The 17,480-nt window shown below is 64.4% G+C and carries 14 protein-coding genes; 7 read left to right on the forward strand and 7 right to left on the reverse strand.

Features of this window, described 5'->3' with window-relative positions:
- Positions 1-16: 16 nt before the first annotated feature.
- Positions 17-6,307, reverse strand: a complete 6,291-nt coding sequence (locus ACVWZM_RS40835; RefSeq protein WP_057018674.1) for a HAMP domain-containing protein — start codon at positions 6,305-6,307, stop codon at positions 17-19.
- 273 nt (positions 6,308-6,580) lie between these two features.
- On the opposite strand from ACVWZM_RS40835, the gene ACVWZM_RS40840 reads away from it, so the two are divergent.
- On the forward strand, positions 6,581-8,569 hold the full coding sequence (locus tag ACVWZM_RS40840) for a PAS domain S-box protein (protein ID WP_456856055.1): 1,989 nt from the start codon (positions 6,581-6,583) through the stop codon (positions 8,567-8,569).
- Positions 8,570-8,749: 180 nt separating this feature from the next.
- Here the strand turns inward: ACVWZM_RS40840 and ACVWZM_RS40845 are convergent, their stop codons facing one another.
- Both ACVWZM_RS40845 and ACVWZM_RS40850 read right to left on the reverse strand, forming a co-directional pair.
- Positions 8,750-8,932 (reverse strand): hypothetical protein, encoded by a 183-nt coding sequence (locus ACVWZM_RS40845; RefSeq protein WP_225646739.1) that lies wholly within the window; start codon positions 8,930-8,932, stop codon positions 8,750-8,752.
- 169 nt (positions 8,933-9,101) lie between these two features.
- The gene (locus tag ACVWZM_RS40850; RefSeq protein WP_456856057.1) at positions 9,102-9,413 is read right to left on the reverse strand and encodes a hypothetical protein; all 312 of its coding nucleotides are present in this window, start codon (positions 9,411-9,413) and stop codon (positions 9,102-9,104) included.
- 61 nt (positions 9,414-9,474) lie between these two features.
- Here ACVWZM_RS40850 and ACVWZM_RS40855 point away from each other — a divergent pair, with 61 nt between their 5' ends.
- The gene (locus ACVWZM_RS40855; protein WP_026192767.1) at positions 9,475-9,675 is read left to right on the forward strand and encodes a DUF3072 domain-containing protein; all 201 of its coding nucleotides are present in this window, start codon (positions 9,475-9,477) and stop codon (positions 9,673-9,675) included.
- A 117-nt stretch (positions 9,676-9,792) separates the two neighbouring features.
- Positions 9,793-10,047, forward strand: coding sequence for a hypothetical protein (locus ACVWZM_RS40860; RefSeq protein ID WP_028332017.1), 255 nt, complete (start codon positions 9,793-9,795; stop codon positions 10,045-10,047).
- A 173-nt stretch (positions 10,048-10,220) separates the two neighbouring features.
- Here ACVWZM_RS40860 and ACVWZM_RS40865 read toward each other — a convergent pair whose 3' ends face one another.
- Complete coding sequence (locus tag ACVWZM_RS40865) at positions 10,221-10,478, reverse strand: hypothetical protein (RefSeq protein ID WP_456856059.1); 258 nt, start codon at positions 10,476-10,478, stop codon at positions 10,221-10,223.
- A 112-nt stretch (positions 10,479-10,590) separates the two neighbouring features.
- Between ACVWZM_RS40865 and ACVWZM_RS40870 the strand changes: the two genes are divergently transcribed.
- Positions 10,591-12,660, forward strand: a complete 2,070-nt coding sequence (locus ACVWZM_RS40870) for an ATP-dependent helicase (protein ID WP_456856061.1) — start codon at positions 10,591-10,593, stop codon at positions 12,658-12,660.
- A gap of 159 nt (positions 12,661-12,819) precedes the next feature.
- Here ACVWZM_RS40870 and ACVWZM_RS40875 read toward each other — a convergent pair whose 3' ends face one another.
- From ACVWZM_RS40875 to ACVWZM_RS40885, 3 genes are all read right to left on the reverse strand, one after another.
- The gene (locus ACVWZM_RS40875) at positions 12,820-13,047 is read right to left on the reverse strand and encodes a hypothetical protein (protein ID WP_456856063.1); all 228 of its coding nucleotides are present in this window, start codon (positions 13,045-13,047) and stop codon (positions 12,820-12,822) included.
- Complete coding sequence (locus tag ACVWZM_RS40880) at positions 13,040-13,552, reverse strand: adenylate/guanylate cyclase domain-containing protein (RefSeq protein ID WP_456856065.1); 513 nt, start codon at positions 13,550-13,552, stop codon at positions 13,040-13,042. Before ACVWZM_RS40880 ends, ACVWZM_RS40875 begins: the two co-directional genes overlap by 8 nt.
- Positions 13,553-13,637: 85 nt before the next feature.
- Positions 13,638-13,889: a PilZ domain-containing protein gene (locus tag ACVWZM_RS40885; protein ID WP_076828861.1), complete on the reverse strand. Its 252-nt coding sequence runs from the start codon at positions 13,887-13,889 to the stop codon at positions 13,638-13,640.
- 264 nt (positions 13,890-14,153) lie between these two features.
- Between ACVWZM_RS40885 and ACVWZM_RS40890 the strand changes: the two genes are divergently transcribed.
- Genes ACVWZM_RS40890 through ACVWZM_RS40900 form a run of 3 tightly spaced genes read left to right on the forward strand, consistent with a single transcriptional unit; the run spans position 14,154 to position 17,184 of the window.
- On the forward strand, positions 14,154-15,560 hold the full coding sequence (locus tag ACVWZM_RS40890) for an MFS transporter (protein ID WP_456784951.1): 1,407 nt from the start codon (positions 14,154-14,156) through the stop codon (positions 15,558-15,560).
- Positions 15,561-15,571: 11 nt separating this feature from the next.
- The gene (locus ACVWZM_RS40895; protein WP_456856067.1) at positions 15,572-16,759 is read left to right on the forward strand and encodes an acyl-CoA dehydrogenase family protein; all 1,188 of its coding nucleotides are present in this window, start codon (positions 15,572-15,574) and stop codon (positions 16,757-16,759) included.
- A 23-nt stretch (positions 16,760-16,782) separates the two neighbouring features.
- Positions 16,783-17,184, forward strand: a complete 402-nt coding sequence (locus ACVWZM_RS40900; protein WP_141342398.1) for a VOC family protein — start codon at positions 16,783-16,785, stop codon at positions 17,182-17,184.
- Positions 17,185-17,480 lie beyond the last annotated feature (296 nt).

The following is a 17,480-nucleotide window of genomic DNA, read 5'->3' on the forward strand; positions in this document are numbered from 1 at the left end:
CATGTTCGATCGCCGATCAGCGGTGCAGCCACATGCGGATCGCCAGCAGCAGTTGCTCGGTGTTCACGGGTTTCGCCAGATAGTCGGACGCGCCTGCCTCCAGGCATTTCTCTCGATCGCCTTTCATCGCCTTCGCGGTCAGCGCGATGATCGGCAGCCGCGCGAAGGCGGAGTTTTGCCGGATGGCGCCGATGGTCTGGTAACCGTCCATCTGCGGCATCATGATGTCCATCAGCACGATCGCAATCTTGGGATTGGATTCGACCAGCGAGATGGCCTCGTGACCGGTTGTCGCAGTCAACACCTTCATACCTCGCCGCTCCAACACGCTCGAGAGCGCGAAGATGTTGCGGGCATCGTCGTCGACCAGCAGTGCGGTCTTGCCAATAAGATCCTCATCGGAACTATTGAGCTTCTCCAGCATCCTCTGTTTTTCGACGGGCAATTCCGTGATCACACGGTGCAGGAACAATGACGTTTCGTCGAGCAGACGCTCCGGCGATTCCACGCCTTTGACGACGATGCTGCGCGCCATCGTATGCAGTTCCGCGTCTTCTTCCGCTGAAAGTTCCCGGCCCGTAAACACGACGACGGGTATATTGGACAGCGTCTCGTCCTTGCGGATCTGATCCAGCACTTCGAAACCGCTCATGTCGGGCAGGCGCAGGTCGAGCACGACGCAGTCGCACGGATTTTCGCGCATCGTCGAGAGCGCCCCTGCCCCGGTGCCGGTGGTCACGATCTCGATATCCTCGTGCCCGAGCAGTTCGGTGATGCTGAGCTGCTCCGCCGCATTGTCCTCCACGATCAGCAGGCGCTTGCGGCGTGGTCTGGCGTATTCCTTGATCTGCGACAGCGCAGCGCTGACGCCTTCCGTCGTCGTCGGCTTGTTGACGAAGGAGAACGCGCCGCGCGCCAGCGCGTGCTGCCGGTCCTCGTCGAGCGTGATGATCTGAACCGGAATGTGACGGGTCAGCGGATTGTGCTTGAGCTGGCTCAGCACCGTCCAGCCGAGCATGTCGGGCAGGAAGACGTCGAGCGACACCGCGCTCGGCTGGAACTGCTTGGCCAGATCCAGCGCTTCGGCGCCGCGGCTTGCGACCAGCACCTTGAAGCCCTTGTCGCGCGCCAGATCGATCAGCACCCGCGCGTAATGCGGATCGTCCTCGACGATCAGCAGGATGGTGTCGCCGGGCTCGAGATCGAGCCGGTCGTCCGGAAGCTGCTCGATCACACGCTCCTGCGCGCCCGAAGCCTGCAGTGCCGGCGCCGGCGCGTGCGGCATCGCGATCGGCTGAGCCTGCGGGCGCAGTGCCACCGAGGGTCCGGCATATTTCAGCGGCAGATAGAGCGTGAAGGTCGAGCCCTTGCCCGTCGCACTGCGCAGATGGATCTCGCCGCCGAGCAGACCCGCGAGCTCACGGCTGATCGCCAGTCCAAGACCGGTGCCGCCATATTTGCGGCTGGTGCCGGCGTCGGCTTGCTGGAACGCCTCGAAGATCAGCTTCTGCTTGTCCTGTGGAATGCCGATGCCGGTATCCGACACCTCGAACGCAACGACCGCAGGCGCCGCGTTGAGGATCGGATGCTCCACACTCCAGCCGCCGAGCGCGGCCGACACGGTCAGGCTGACGCCGCCTTCCGCGGTGAACTTGAACGCATTCGACAACAGGTTCTTGAGCACCTGCTGCAGCCGCTTGGAGTCGGTCACCATGCTGCGCGCAAGATTGGCGTCGACATCGATGCTGAACGAGAGATGCCGGTTCTCCGCCTCGTGCCGGAACGGCCGTCCGACGGTCTCGAGCAGGCTCGATGTCAAAATCTCCTCGGCGTCGACCGTCACCGTGCCGGACTCGATCTTGGAGAGATCGAGGATGTCGCTGATCAGGTTCAACAGGTCGGTGCCGGCGCCGTGAATGGTGCGGGCGAACTCGACCTGCTTGCCGGTCAGATTGCCGTCGGGATTTTCGGTGAGCTGCTGGCCCAGGATCAGGATCGAGTTCAGCGGTGTCCGCAACTCGTGAGACATGTTGGCGAGGAATTCGGATTTGTACTTCGAAGTCAGCGACAGCTCGGTCGCCTTTTCTTCCAGCGCGCGCCGCGCCTGCTCGATTTCCTGGTTCTTGCGCTCGACGTCGACATTGCGTTCGGCCAGCTGCTGGGCCTTCTGCTCCAGCTGATCGTTGGTCTGCTGCAATTCCTTCTGCTGGGTCTGCAACTCGCCGGCGAGCTGTTGCGACTGCTTGAGCAGCGCCTCGGTCTGCATCGTCGCCTCGATGCTGTTGAGCACGATGCCGATGCTGTCGGTCAACTGTTCGAGGAAGGTGATCTGCGAGGTCGTGAACGAGGAGATCGAGGACAGCTCGATCACCGCCTTGACCTGGTTCTCGAACTGCACCGGAAACACGACGAGGTTCTTCGGCATGATCCGCATCAAGGCCGAATTGATCGGCACCGCATCGCCGGGAATTTCGGAGACGAGGCGCTGGCGCTTGTCGAGCGCGCATTGGCCGATCAATCCCTCGCCGAACTGGACGATCTGCGGATGCGGATTGCTGCTGTCGCTGGCATAGGCCGACAACAGGCGCAACTGCGCATTCTCGGGATTGTCGACCTGGTAGATCACGCCCATATGCGCGTTGATCAGCGGCGCAAGCTCGGTCAGCAGCAGCCGGCCGACGGTCGCAAGATCGCGCTGGCCCTGCAGCATGTTGGTGAAGCGCGCCAGATTGGTCTTCAGCCAGTCTTGTTCGGTGTTGCGCTCCGTGGTCAGACGGAGGTTGCCGATCATCGTGTTGATGTTGTCCTTGAGCTCGGCGACCTCGCCGCGGACGTCGACCTGGATCGAGCGCGTCAGGTCGCCCTTGGTCACGGCGGTCGCCACTTCCGCGATCGCGCGCACCTGCGAGGTCAGGTTGGCCGCGAGCAGGTTGACGTTGCCGGTGAGATCCTTCCAGGTGCCGGCCGCCCCGGGCACGTTGGCCTGACCGCCGAGCCGTCCCTCGACGCCGACCTCGCGAGCCACGCTGGTGACCTGTTCGGCGAAGGTCGCAAGCGTCTCGGTCATGTTGTTGATGGTGTCGGCGAGCGCGGCCACCTCGCCCTTCGACTTCACCGTCAGGTTCTGCTTCAGGTCGCCGTTGGCGACCGCGGTCACCACCTTGACGATGCCGCGCACCTGCTCGGTCAGGTTGACCGCCATGACGTTGACGGTGTCGGTGAGGTCCTTCCAGGTGCCGGCAACGCCGCGCACCTCGGCCTGGCCGCCGAGCTTGCCCTCGGTGCCGACCTCGCGCGCCACGCGCGTCACCTCGCCGGCGAAGGCGTTGAGCTGGTCGACCATGGTGTTGATGGTGTTCTTGAGCTCGAGGATTTCGCCCTTCACGTCGACCGTGATCTTGCGCGACAGGTCGCCGCGCGCCACCGCGGTGGTGACTTCGGCGATGTTGCGCACCTGGGTGGTCAGGTTCGCCGCCAGCAGGTTGACGTTGTCGGTGAGGTCCTTCCAGGTGCCGCCGACGCCGGGCACCACGGCCTGGCCACCGAGCCGTCCCTCGGTGCCGACCTCGCGCGCCACGCGCGTCACTTCGGCGGCGAACGAGCGCAGCTGCTCGACCATCGTGTTCAGGGTGTCCTTGAGCAGCAGGATCTCGCCGCGCACGTCCACGGTGATCTTCTTCGACAGGTCGCCGCCGGCGATCGCGCTCGCGACCTCGGCGATGTTGCGGACCTGCGCGGTCAGGTTCGACGCCATGAAGTTGACGTTGTCGGTCAAATCCTTCCAGGTGCCGGCGACGCCGGGCACTTCGGCCTGGCCGCCGAGCTTGCCCTCGGTGCCGACCTCGCGCGCCACGCGCGTCACCTCGCCCGCAAACGCATTGAGCTGGTCCACCATCGTGTTGATGGTGTTCTTGAGCTCGAGGATTTCGCCCTTCACGTCGACGGTGATCTTGCGCGATAAGTCGCCGCGCGCCACGGCGGTGGTCACCTCCGCGATGTTGCGGACCTGCGCGGTCAGGTTGCCGGCCATCGAGTTGACGTTGTCGGTCAAGTCTTTCCAGGTGCCGGCGACGCCGGGCACGTTGGCCTGGCCGCCGAGGCTGCCGTCGGTGCCGACCTCGCGCGCCACGCGCGTCACCTCGCCCGCGAAGCGGTTGAGCTGGTCGACCATCGTGTTCAGCGTTTGCTTCAGCTGAAGGATCTCGCCGCGCACGTCGACGGTGATCTTGCGCGACAGGTCGCCGCCGGCGATCGCGGTCGCGACCTCGGCGATGTTACGCACCTGCGCCGTGAGATTGCCGGCCATCGAGTTGACGCTGTCCGTCAGGTCCTTCCAGGTGCCGGCGACGCCGGGCACCTCGGCCTGGCCGCCGAGCTTGCCGTCGGTACCGACCTCGCGCGCCACGCGAGTCACCTCGCCGGCGAAGGCGTTGAGCTGGTCCACCATCGTGTTCAGCGTTTCCTTCAGCTGAAGGATTTCGCCCGACACGTTCACCGTGATCTTCTTCGACAGGTCGCCCTTCGCCACCGCGGTCGCGACCTCAGCGATGTTGCGGACCTGCGCGGTCAGGTTCGAGGCCATCGAGTTGACGCTGTCGGTGAGATCCTTCCAGGTGCCGGCGACGCCGCGCACCTCGGCCTGGCCACCGAGCTTGCCTTCGGTGCCGACCTCGCGCGCCACGCGCGTCACTTCGCCGGCGAAGGCGTTGAGCTGATCGACCATCGTGTTGATGGTGTCCTTCAGCTCGAGGATTTCGCCGCGCACGTCCACCGTGATTTTCTTCGAGAGGTCGCCGCCAGCGACCGCGGTCGTCACGGCGGCGATGTTGCGCACCTGCGCGGTCAGGTTCGACGCCATGAAGTTGACGTTGTCGGTCAGATCCTTCCAGGTGCCGGCGACGCCGAGCACGTTGGCCTGGCCGCCGAGCTTGCCTTCGGTGCCGACCTCGCGCGCCACGCGCGTCACTTCCGACGCGAACGCGTTGAGCTGGTCCACCATGGTGTTCAGCGTTTCCTTCAGCTGAAGGATCTCGCCCGACACGTTGACCGTGATCTTCTTCGAGAGGTCGCCGCCGGCGATCGCGGTCGCGACGTCGGCGATGTTGCGGACCTGCGCAGTCAGGTTCGACGCCATGAAGTTGACGTTGTCGGTCAGGTCCTTCCAGGTGCCGGCAACGCCGGGCACCTGGGCCTGGCCGCCGAGCTTGCCCTCGGTGCCGACCTCGCGCGCCACACGCGTCACTTCCGACGCGAACGAGTTGAGCTGGTCCACCATCGTGTTGATGGTGTCCTTCAGCTCCAAAATCTCGCCGCTGACGTCGACCGTGATCTTGCGCGACAGGTCGCCGCGCGCCACGGCCGTGGTCACGTTGGCGATGTTGCGCACCTGGGCGGTCAGGTTGCCGCACATCGCGTTCACCGAGTCGGTGAGGTCCTTCCAGGTACCGGCGACGCCGGGCACGATCGCCTGGCCGCCGAGCTTGCCGTCGGTGCCGACCTCGCGCGCCACGCGCGTCACTTCGGAAGCGAACGAACGCAGCTGATCGACCATCGTGTTGATGGCTTCCTTCAGCTGCAGGATCTCGCCGCGGACGTCGACCGTGATCTTCTTGGACAGGTCGCCGTTGGCGACCGCGATCGTCACCTCGGCGATGTTGCGGACCTGGCCGGTCAGGTTGTTGGCCATCGAGTTGACGCTCTCGGTCAGGTCTTTCCAGACGCCGGTCACTTCCGGCACCTGGGCCTGGCCGCCGAGCTTGCCCTCGGTGCCGACTTCGCGCGCCACGCGCGTGACCTCCGAGGTGAACACCGAGAGCTGCTTGATCATCGTGTTGACGATGTTCGCCGACTGCAGGAATTCGCCGCGCAAAGGCCGGCCCTCGACGTCGAGCTGCACGGTCTGCAGCAGGTCGCCTTGCGCCACCGCAGCGACCGCGCGGGTGACCTCGCGGGTCGGCCACAGCAGATCGTCGATCAGCGTGTTGACCGAGCTCTCCATATCGGCCCAGGCGCCGCTGGCGAGGCCGAAATTGACGCGCTGGCGGGTCTGTCCCTCGCGGCCGACGACCTGGCCGACGCGCGCCAATTGCTGCGCCATGCGCTCGTTGGCGGCTGCGATTTCGTTGAAGGCGTCTGCGATCTTGCCGTCGATGCCGAGATAGTCGCCACGCATCCGGACCGAGAAGTCGCCGGCGCGCATCGCCTGCAGCGACTGCAGCAGGTCATGCGAGGAATCGAGGCTTCCGTTTGATTGCTGGCTGCGGCGCGTATCAGCACGGGGACGAGGCGACGAACCGAGATCGGTCATGTAATTTCCCCTACGCGCTGGCTGCGAATCCAGAGACTCGGAAAAGCCAGTGTGACCATAAGAATGACTGCCCTTGATCTATTCAAGCGGGAAAACGCCAAAACCGCAATTTGTGACGCAAACCGAGTACCTTAATCGCGATTGGAACCAAAAGTTCCGACCGTTGGCCGAACTTTTCCGAAGAACGACGGAGCCGGCCCTGATCGCCCGGTCCTCGTGCTCGCATGGAACATTGACCATCCCCGCGCGTTTCGGGCGGGGGCAGGATCGGTGATGGTTAAGAAATCAGAACAACTCAAACGGGGCATCGTCGAGAGCCGGCACGATCGTCGGCCGGTGGCTGGCGGCGTGGTCGACTACGCCATTTGCACGCTCGGCCCCGATGGCCGGGTCATCAACTGGAACAAGGGCGCCGAGCGCATCACGGGCTATCCGGCCAAGGCGATCCTCGGCAAGCACTTCTCGGTCTTCTATGCTGCCGAAGACCGCGCATCCGGCGTTCCGGCGAGAGCGCTGCAGATGGCGCGGAAGGAGAAGCACTCAGCGGCCGAAGGCTGGTCCGTCCGCAAGGACGGGTCGCAATTCTACGCCGCTGTGGTCATCGATCCGATCTACGAGAAGCGCAAGCTCGTCGGCTACACAATGGTCACCCGCGACATCACCGAGCGGCATCAGGCGCGCGCGGATCTCGAGGCCAGCGAAAGCCAGTTCCGCCTGCTGGTGAGCAATGTCACCGACTATGCGCTCTATATGCTGACGCCGGCCGGCATCGTCGCCAATTGGAACGCCGGCGGCGAGCGCATCAAGGGCTATTCGCCCGGCGAAATCATCGGCCAGCACTTCTCGCGGTTCTATACGCCGGCCGACCAGGCTGCCGGCAAGCCCGCCCATGCGCTCAAGATCGCGGAAGAGACCGGGCATTACGTGGAGGAAGGCTGGCGGGTCCGCAAGGACGGTTCGTTCTTCCGGGCGAGCGTCGTGATCGATCCGATCCGCGATACCGACGGCAGCCTGGTCGGCTTCGCCAAGATCACCCGGGATATTTCCGAGCGGCGCGACGCGCATCAGAAGCTCGAACAGGTGCAGCGTCAGCTTGCGGAATCGCAAAAGATGGATGCGCTCGGCCAACTGACCGGCGGCGTCGCGCACGACTTCAACAACCTGCTGATGATCATCTCCGGCAATCTGCACCGGATCAAGCGCGAGGTGATGAGCGAACGGGGGACGCTTGCACTCGGCGCGATCGAAACCGCATCCGAGCGTGCCGCGTCCCTGACCAGGCAGCTCCTCACCTTCGCGCGTCGGCAGAGTGTCAATCCGCAGACCATCAACGTCGCTGACAGGATCACCGCGGTGCGAGAGGTTTTGACCAGCGCGCTCGGCGGCGCGATCAAGCTGAACATGGAGATCGGACCGGATCTCTGGCCGATCTTCGTCGATCCGACGGAATTTGAGACCGCGCTGATCAACCTCGTGGTCAATGCCCGGGATGCGATGACCGGCGGCGGCACGCTGACCGTCGCGGCGCGCAATGTCCCGGAAGCCGCCCAGGTGGTCGTCAGCATTACCGACACCGGCGAAGGCATTCCAGACGATGTCATGAACAAGGTCTTTGATCCCTTCTTCACCACCAAGCCGGTCGGCAAAGGGACCGGCCTTGGGCTGTCCCAGGTTCACGGTTTCGCGCACCAGGCGGATGGCCGGGTCGAGATTACAAGCGCGCTCGGCAAGGGCACGACGGTCAGCATCTATCTCCCGCGCGGGACTGCGGCCGCAAAGCGCACGGCTACGGGGCACAGCACGCCCGGCTTGGCCACGATCCTGCTGATCGAGGACAATCCTGCCGTCGCCGATGCGAGCACGGGCCTGCTCGAACAGCTCGGCTACATCGTGCGCTGGGCCTCGAACGCGGAGGCCGCCTTGTCGGAGATCGACGCCAACGGGATCGATGTGGTGTTCAGCGACATCGTCATGCCCGGCAGGATCGATGGACTGAAGCTGGCGCGCACGATCCGGGACAGAAAGCCCGAGCTGCCGATCCTGCTGACGACAGGCTACAGCGCGAGCGCACGCGACGTGAGGTCCGACTTTCCGGTGTTGCGCAAGCCGTACCACATCCACGACCTCAGCCGCGAACTCGCAAAGTTGACGGGGCACGGCGTCGGCAGCGCGACGAGCGGGCCATCCGGCAACGCTTCGAGCGAGTTCGATGCCACCGCGCATGACGTCGTGGCAAGACCAAAGGCGAAAGCCCGCTCCTAGTGTGCTTTATGAATGCGAAGTTCGTGCGATTTCGCGGCAGCCACTTTCACGAACTTCGCATTCATAAAGCACACTAGAATCATAAGTTTGCTAGTGTGCTTTATGAATGCGAAGTTCGCTCCGAAGGTGCGGCAAATGATGCGAACTTCGGATTCGGGACACTAGCTCTAAATCGAAAGGCTAGCGTTCCGCCGGCCAGCTTCGCCGCACCAATTGCACCCGCTCGATGCGGCTGCATTGCTCGCAGCGGTACTGAAGAATATCCCTGCCCTCGCTGCCCGGATGGCTGCTCTCGAGCCGCATCGTCCTGATGCAGCTGATGCAGGAGATCAGCGTCAGCAGTGGACTGCGATCGTCATTCATCGATGCCCGCGGTGGCGCGGTCGGATCGGCGATCATGGCGCTGGGCGATGCTATGGTATTGGCTCTCACCACAAGAAAATGCAGATCCTGCGGTTCCAGTTCCTTCCTTGAAACCTGATTTGGGCCTGAGCCGGTGTTCGAGGCTCCCTTCTTTGGACAAACCCCCGGATCACACCCGGGCGTTGCTGTGACCGGGCGTAGGCTTCGCCTTGTCCTTGTCCACCTTGATCTTCGCGCCGGCGCGGTCCTCGAAGCTCCGGCTCAGCCGCTCCCGGACCGTGGGGAGACGCTCGCCGCCGCCGGCGGCTTTCCACCGGCCGACCAGTTGGACCACTTCGGCTCGCATCGCGATCAGCCGGTACGATGCTTCACTGCAATCGAGGTCACGGTTGACCTGATCCCGGATCGACGCCTCGATCAGGCTCATCTCAGCTCGCAACGTGCTGATCTTGCGCCGAATTTCATTGATCTTATTGTCCATGTCTTGTTAGAACAAAAATAGAACATATTGTCAAGTCACGATCCAGCAAGCGAGGCAAGCAATGAGCGTGGCAGCGGTAAGATATGGTGGGGTCGCGGAGCGGCTTGGTGGGCTGATGACCCGTGCCCAGGCGCTGCGGTTGAGGAGCCTTGCCGAGGAGGCCTATCAGCCGAACCAGTACGCACGCGACCTGACGTCCGAGGAAGCCGAACGGCGGATCGACGCGCTGAAGGCGGAGATCGCGCTGGCGGATTCGTTCTGACCGTCCGCGCCAGCCAGGCCGGACGTCCCCTTAAGGCTTTGATATAGCGGCGCAGCTAGGTCTGTTCCTGTTATTGCTGCTTTGTTTTATTGCTGCTTGGTCCTGGGGGAGCCTGACGTGCTGGAGTTGGAGAAGCGGTCGCCGCTTGCGTTCCCGATTACGCTGAAGGACGGGCGAACGCTCGCGACGGTCGGCGACGCCGCGGACTACCTGTCCGCGCTAAACTTGGATCAGCGCGAGCGCGGCTACTGGAAGACGGCGATCATGATGTTCAACAACGCCATGCGCGAGCCGAGCTATCTGAAGATCGCAACCATGAACCTCCGGTCCGCGCTCGTGTATGACCGCCTGGTCGATGACGTTGGCCCGTGATTGTGGTGCCGCGGCTACAGCCGAATCGGCGGTGGTTGCGTAAGGCGCTGTTCGTTATGGCCGCAAACAAGGTAACGGCGGTACACGCGACGGCCGGGTGCGCAATGCGCTTCAGCCGCACTCTCGGGCCGCCTTGGAGGGCCAATGGAACACCAAGGCGGCTCATTTTCTTTTCAAAGCAGTTTCGCGCGGACGAACAGCATCCGCAACGCGTTGGTCGCTTGCACCGTCAGCATGGCGTTACCGGCCGCTCTCTCGAGCGCAACCAATGCCTCGTCATGCAGCGAGCGGAACTCCATCCATTCGACGGCGCTGAGATTGCTGATGAAGCTATAGGCCTGGCCGACGGTCGCGAGCGTCACCGTCTCGCCGTTCAGCCGCACGTTGAACGTCGCCTTCAGCGGCGTGTCGGATTTGGATACGTCACCCATGGCGGGGTTGTGCGCCGCGCCGCGTTAATGTCAATCTAATTTCTCTGCGTCCGCCTCGGCGCGCCGGCCCCAATGAATCGCAATGTCTGTTAGCGTTTCGTGGGGGTGATTCGTGACTGATCTTGCCAACACAGCCTATCTCGATGCGCTCAATGCCGAGCAGCGCCGCGCTGTCGAGCACGGGGTCGGCAAGGATTGCATCGTCGGCGCGCCGCTGTTGGTGATCGCGGGCGCGGGGTCCGGCAAGACCAACACCCTCGCCCATCGCGTCGCGCATCTGATCGTCGCTGGCGCCGATCCGCGCCGCATCCTGTTGATGACCTTTTCGCGGCGCGCCGCCGCCGAGATGGCCGGCCGCGTCGAGCGCATTGCGCGCCGCGTGCTCGGCGATCGCGCCTCGGTCATGACCGACGCGCTGAGTTGGGCCGGCACGTTCCACGGCATCGGCGCGCGGCTGCTGCGCGAATTCGCCGAGCGTATCGGCCTCGACCCGGCCTTCACGATCCATGACCGCGAGGATTCCGCCGACCTGATCAATCTGGTCCGCCACGATCTCGGGCTCTCCGGCACCGAAAGCCGGTTCCCCACCAAGGGCACCTGCGTTGCGATCTATTCGCGCTGCGTGAACGCGGAGATGCCGATCGAGGCCGTGCTCGGCCAGTTCTTCCCGTGGTGCTCCGGTTGGGCCAGTGAATTGAAACAGCTGTTCGGGGCCTATGTCGAAGCCAAGCAGCGGCAGAACGTGCTCGATTACGACGACCTCCTGCTCTACTGGGCGCAGATGGTGACGGACAGCGCGCTGGCCAAGGAGATCGGCGGCCGTTTCGACCATGTGATGGTCGACGAATATCAGGACACCAACCGCCTGCAGTCCTCCATCCTGCTCGCGCTCAAGCCCGCGGGCCGCGGGCTCACCGTGGTCGGCGACGACGCGCAGTCGATCTATTCGTTCCGCGCCGCCACCGTGCGCAACATCCTTGACTTCCCGGCCCAGTTCAGCCCGGCCGCCGAGATCGTCACGCTCGATCGCAACTATCGCTCGACGCAGCCGATCCTGTCGGCGGCCAATGGCGTGATCTCGCTCGCCAAGGAGCGCTTCACCAAGAACCTGTGGACCGACCGGACCTCGACCCGTAAGCCGCTGCTCGTCACGATCCGCGACGAGGCCGATCAGGCCCGTTACATCGTCGAGCAGGTGCTGGCCAATCGTGAGGAAGGCACCCTGTTGAAGCACCAGGCGGTGCTGTTCCGCACCTCCTCGCACAGCGGACCGCTGGAGGTCGAACTGACCCGCCGCAACATTCCGTTCGTGAAATTCGGCGGCCTCAAATTCCTCGACGCCGCGCATGTCAAGGACATGCTGGCGCTGCTGCGCTTCGCCGCCAATCCACGCGACCGGGTTGCAGGTTTCCGCATCCTGCATCTGTTGCCCGGCGTCGGACCGGCCTCGGCGCAGCGGGTGCTCGACCGCATGACCGAGGCCGCCGATCCGATTGCTGCGCTCGTCGCGCTGCCCGCTCCGCCCCGCGCCGGTGCGGACTGGCGGCTGTTCGTGGAGGCCATCGAGAACCTTCGCTACTCGGAATGGCCCGTCGATATCGAACGCGCCCGCCTCTGGTACGAACCGCATCTCGATCGCATCCACGAGGACAGCGAGGTACGCCGCGCCGATCTCATTCAGCTCGAGCAGATCGCCGCCGGCTACCCGTCACGCGAACGTTTTCTCACCGAGCTTACGCTCGATCCACCCGATGCGACCAGCGACCAGGCTGGCGTGCCGTTGCTCGATGAGGATTATCTGATCCTGTCGACGGTCCATTCCGCCAAGGGTCAGGAATGGAAATCCGTCTATGTGCTCAATGTCGTCGACGGCTGCATGCCCTCCGACCTCGGCGCCGGCACGTCGGCCGAACTCGAGGAGGAGCGCCGCCTGCTCTACGTCGCGATGACCCGCGCCAAGGACGATCTGCATCTGCTGGTGCCGCAGCGCTTCTTCGTTCACGGCCAGGCCGCCAAGGGCGACCGCCACATGTATGCCTCGCGCACCCGCTTCATCCCGGAACGACTGCTGCCGATGTTCGAGCGGACCACCTGGCCGCGCGCCGCGGCCGCGCAGGCCTCCGCGGCCAACCGCGCGCCGCCGATCGACATCGGCGCCCGGATGCGCGGCATGTGGCGCTGACGCCGGTTCGAAGATTTTCATACGGGCTGGAACCAAGCCGCCGACCTTGCGTTGAGGCGGCGTTCGTAATCGGCAAACGACCATCCCCGACGGCTTCGGCGCGCAGTTGCACGCTGGAGCCGTCTTTTTTGCGCCGCGTCAATTCACGCGAAAGCCAATTCACGCAGGAAATAATGTGACGGGCTGGTCGAAGCCCTTCAGGGTGTAATCGGCACCGGCTGCCGTGATCATGTCGCGGGTTCGATCCCGCACGGCCGTCGTCACAGGAATCTCGCCTGACCTGGCGGCCGCCTGCGCGCGTGCCGCGCGATTGACCACCGTGCCGACTGCCGTCAGGTCGCGGTGGGCCTGGCCGAACTCACCGAAATTGGTGTCACCGCTATCCATTCCGATTCCGATGCCGATCTCGATGTCGCCGGCGCCGATCGCCCGCACCAGCGCATCGTGCCATGTCGCGAAAACTGCGCTGGATCTGACGCGCCGCGAGCAAGGCCTGCACGGCATGATCGTCGCGCCGCACCGGAAAATTGAAGATCGCGAACACGGCGTCGCCGATGGTCTTGTTGAGGATGCCGTCATAGCGCCAGATCGCGGCGGCACAGTCGTCGTAGAACGCGTCGAGCAGCGAGGTCAGCCCGTCCTGCGCGATGGTCTGCGTCAGTGTGGTGTAGCCGCGCAGATCGGCGAACAGGATGGTGGCGTCGATGGTCACGGCGCGCGCCTTCATGATCTTCGAGAAGGCCATCTCGCAGAGCGAGCATGTGTTCGGGTTCATGCGGCTCGGCCGGACGCCGAACAGACGCAACGGCGCCGCCAATGGACCGCGCAACGGGATCGGCATATGCAGGTTTTGCCAGCAGCCAAGGCAGATCGTTGCAGGTTCCGGAGTCATCGGCGGATCACCTGCTGTTCCAGCAACGAAACCCGACCGCCTTGGCACGCAGGTTCATGGGCGTCCCCAATCGAGATAGCCGCGCTCAGGCGGTTGCCACGAAACTCACTCCAATTCGCGACTTCTTACTCCAGATCACCTGGCACTCGTAGACGACCGAGGCGTCGCGGGCCATCACCAGGCGGAATCGGTGCGGGACGAAGGCCGGATTCTCGACCTCGATGGCCGCCCCCTCCGGCGAGATGTTCACGATCGTGCAATGCATGACCGAACCGCCCGACGAGACATAGCCGGGTTCATTGACCTCGGTTCGCGGATGCTTGCGCTTTTCGTCCACCCGGCTGCTCCCCGCTTCCTCCACGCAAACGTGGGCGATCGGCATTGCAGAAGTCAACGGCTTCGGCGGCTCACATCGGGCTTTCGCACCACCATTTGTGCGCAGCAGTACGCCGAACCGCTTATCGCGCGAATGCAGATGAGCCCCGCGTCGGCGCGGGCTTGTCGTTCGCGCTGGCACGAGGATAGCCTCATCCTATGGGCGATGCGCTGGCGCGACGCACGCTCCGGGGAACAATGAACAGGCGCCATGGGGAGACGCGCCATGTTCGAGATTCTCGATCGCCGGACGACTCTGACCGGCAACCAGATCAAGATCCTTGCGGCGGCCATCATCGGCGATGCGCTGGAATTCTTCGACTACTTCCTGATCGGCTTCGTGCTCGCGTTCCTGATCGGACCGTGGAAGCTCACCTTCGGCCAGTCGGCCACCGTGCTGATGAGTTCCGGCATCGGCGCCATCCTCGGCGCCTACCTCTGGGGCTGGCTCGCCGACCGGGTCGGGCGGCGTATCGTCTTCATCGGCACGGTGCTGAACTTCTCGATTGCGACCGGCCTGCTCTATTTCACACCCGATAATGGCTGGGTCTATCTGGCGATCCTGCGCTTCTTCGTCGGCACCGGCGTCGGCGGTCTTTATTGTGTCGACCTGCCGCTGGTGCAGGAGTTCATGCCCTCGCACAAGCGCGGCTGGGTCGGCGGCCTCGTCACCTGCGTGATCCCGCTCGGCGTCGGCCTCGGCGCGGTGCTCGGAGCCGTCATGGGAACCGATCAATGGCGGCTGTTGTTTGCGATCGGCGTGCTGCCGTCGGTCCTGGTGCTGCTGGTTCGGATCTGGGTCCCGGAGTCGCCGCGCTGGCTGTGCCGGCAAGGACGCTATGACGAAGCCCGCAAGTCGCTGGCCTGGGCGCTGCAGGTGCCGCCGTCGGAGCTGCCGCTGCCGAGCGCGGCCGACGCCGGTCCGATCATCACCACGAGCTGGTTCGATCTGTTCAAATATCCGCGCAGCCTGATCGTCTCCTGGCTCGGCAATGCAGGCGCGCAAACCGGCGTCTACGGCATCACGCTATGGGCGCCCGCACTGTTCGTGCTGCTGCTGAAGGTGACGCCGCAGGAAGCCGCCAAGATGATGATCCTGCTCAGCATCACCGGCTTCCTCGGCCGCATCTCGTTCTCCTGGTTCTCTGAACTGCTCGGACGGCGTGTTGCCGGCGGCCTGCTCGGCTTCGGCGCCGGCGCGCTGACGATCATTGCCGGCTACCACTACGATGCGACTTTGTTCGGCATGTCGGCGTTCTGGCTGCTGCTGGCCGCCGCCTTCTTCTTCGCCGACGGCGGCTTTGCGATCGTCGGTCCCTACGCGGCGGAAGTCTGGCCGTCGCATCTGCGTACCACGGGGATGGGGTCGGCCTATGGCTTCGGCGGCATCGGCAAGATCATCGGGCCGGTCGGGCTTGCGCTGATCGTCGGTTCGAACAACTACCTCAAGCCCGACGTGCCACTGACCCAGATCCCGACCGCCTTTGTCTATCTCGGCTGCTGGTTCCTGATGGCGGGGGCCGTCTATTTGTTCTTTGGGCTCGAGACCCGGGGCAAATCGATCGAGCAGATCGACAAGGAGCTCAACGCGACGGTCGACGTCGCGGCCTCCGCAACGATCCGGCGCGCCTGAGGGAGGCGAACATGAATGTGACTTCTGCGGACCTTACCGGCGATCGCGACGTGATCGCCCGCGCCGAGGCGATCAGGGACGCGGTGGCGGCCGCCTCCAACGATATCGAAACGACACGCCGCCTGCCGCCCGACCTGCTCGACCGGCTGCATGAGGCGCGGCTGTTCCGCCTGCTGCTGCCGCGTTCAACCGACGGGATCGAAACCGATCCCGTCACCTTCTTTCATACCATCGAGACCATCGCCAAGGCGGATGCCTCGACGGCGTGGTGCCTGAGCCAGGCCGGCGGCTGCGCGATGTCGGCGGCCTATCTCGACCTGCCGGTCGCGCAGGAAGTGTTTGCCGAGCCGCGTGCCGTGCTCGCCTGGGGCCCCGGCCCGAAGGTCAAGGCCATCGAGTGCGAGGGCGGCTACCGCGTCACCGGGGTCTGGTCGTTTGCCTCGGGCGGGCGGCACGCCACCTGGCTCGGCGCGCACTGCCCGGTCTATGCCGCGGACGGATCGCCGCGCCGGGACGCCAATGGCGAGCAGGTCGAGCGCACCATGCTGGTACGGACCGAGGACGTCGAATGGACCGACATCTGGAACACGGTCGGATTGCGCGGTACCGCCAGCGACCAGTTCGCGCTCGACGATTTCTTCGTCCGCGCGGACCATTCGATCACCCGCGAATTCGACCGCGAGTGCCGCGAGGACGGCCCGCTGTACCGGATGAGCAACCACACCTGCTACCAGATCGGCTTTGCCGGGGTCGCCTGCGGCATTGCCCGCAGCGCGCTCGACAATTTCGTCGACGTCGCCCGCAACAAGGTGCCGCGCGGCATGAAGAAGACGCTGCGGGACAATGCGGTCGTGCAGTCCGGCCTCGCCCAGGCCGAGGTCAATCTGCGCGCGGCCCGCGCCTTCCTGCTGCAGTCGATGGCCGACATCTGGAAGGATCTGGTTGCCGGCCACAGCATCACGGTGGCACAGCGCATGACGATCCGGATGGCGGCCACGCATGCCATCCACAAGGCGCGGGAGGCCGTCGATTTCGCCTACAATACCGCCGGCGCCACCGCGATCTTCGACGGCCATCCGCTGGAGCGGCGCTTCCGCGACATCCACACCGTGACGCAGCAATTGCAGGGCCGCTTCAGTCATTTCGAGACGGTCGGCGCCTGGATGCTGGGTGCCGATGCCGACCTCAGCTTCGTTTAACTCGATTCTCAAGGAGAAGAACCATGCCATTGGGCGGACTACAGCATTACACCATCGAGCCGCAGGATCTGGAGAAGACCAAGGCGTTCTATTGCGATGTGCTCGGGCTCGAGAACGGCGAACGGCCGCCGCTCGATTTCCCCGGCTACTGGCTCTATTCCGGCGGTCAGGCCACCGTCCATCTGATGGGCACCCGCAAGCCCCGCGACGGCATCGTGGTGCGCGGCACCGAGAAGAAATATGAGGACACCGGCCGCCTCGACCATATCGCCTTTGCCGCCAGCGACGTCGAAGCCGTGCGCAAGCGCCTCCAGTCGAAGAACGTCACCTTCCGTGAGCAGATCGTGCCGCGCACCGGCGACACCCAGATATTCCTCTACGATCCGGACGGCGTCGGTGTGGAGCTGAACTTCCCGAAGAGCTAAGCGCCGGCGTTTTGCGGATCGCTGATTGCCGGGCAGAGCCGTCCGAAGGACATCGTCGCTTTGCCGCGCCGATGTCCCGGTCATTGACGGCTCAATCCGCGCTGGCCTCGGGCGCTGTGGATGGTTCCCGACAAGGCCCTGACTCGGCCATCACTCGGGCGTGATCCGGTCCGTTTTTCTTCAACATTGAATGACGAATTAACCGGGCCGCGCCGCTGCGGCAGAATAGCCGGGTGCTGCGCCTTTAACCTACCCCAGGGCTTGGTGGCCCGGCTATTCGTCCCCACTTGGCCGGC

Source organism: Bradyrhizobium sp. USDA 4501 (assembly GCF_054062115.1).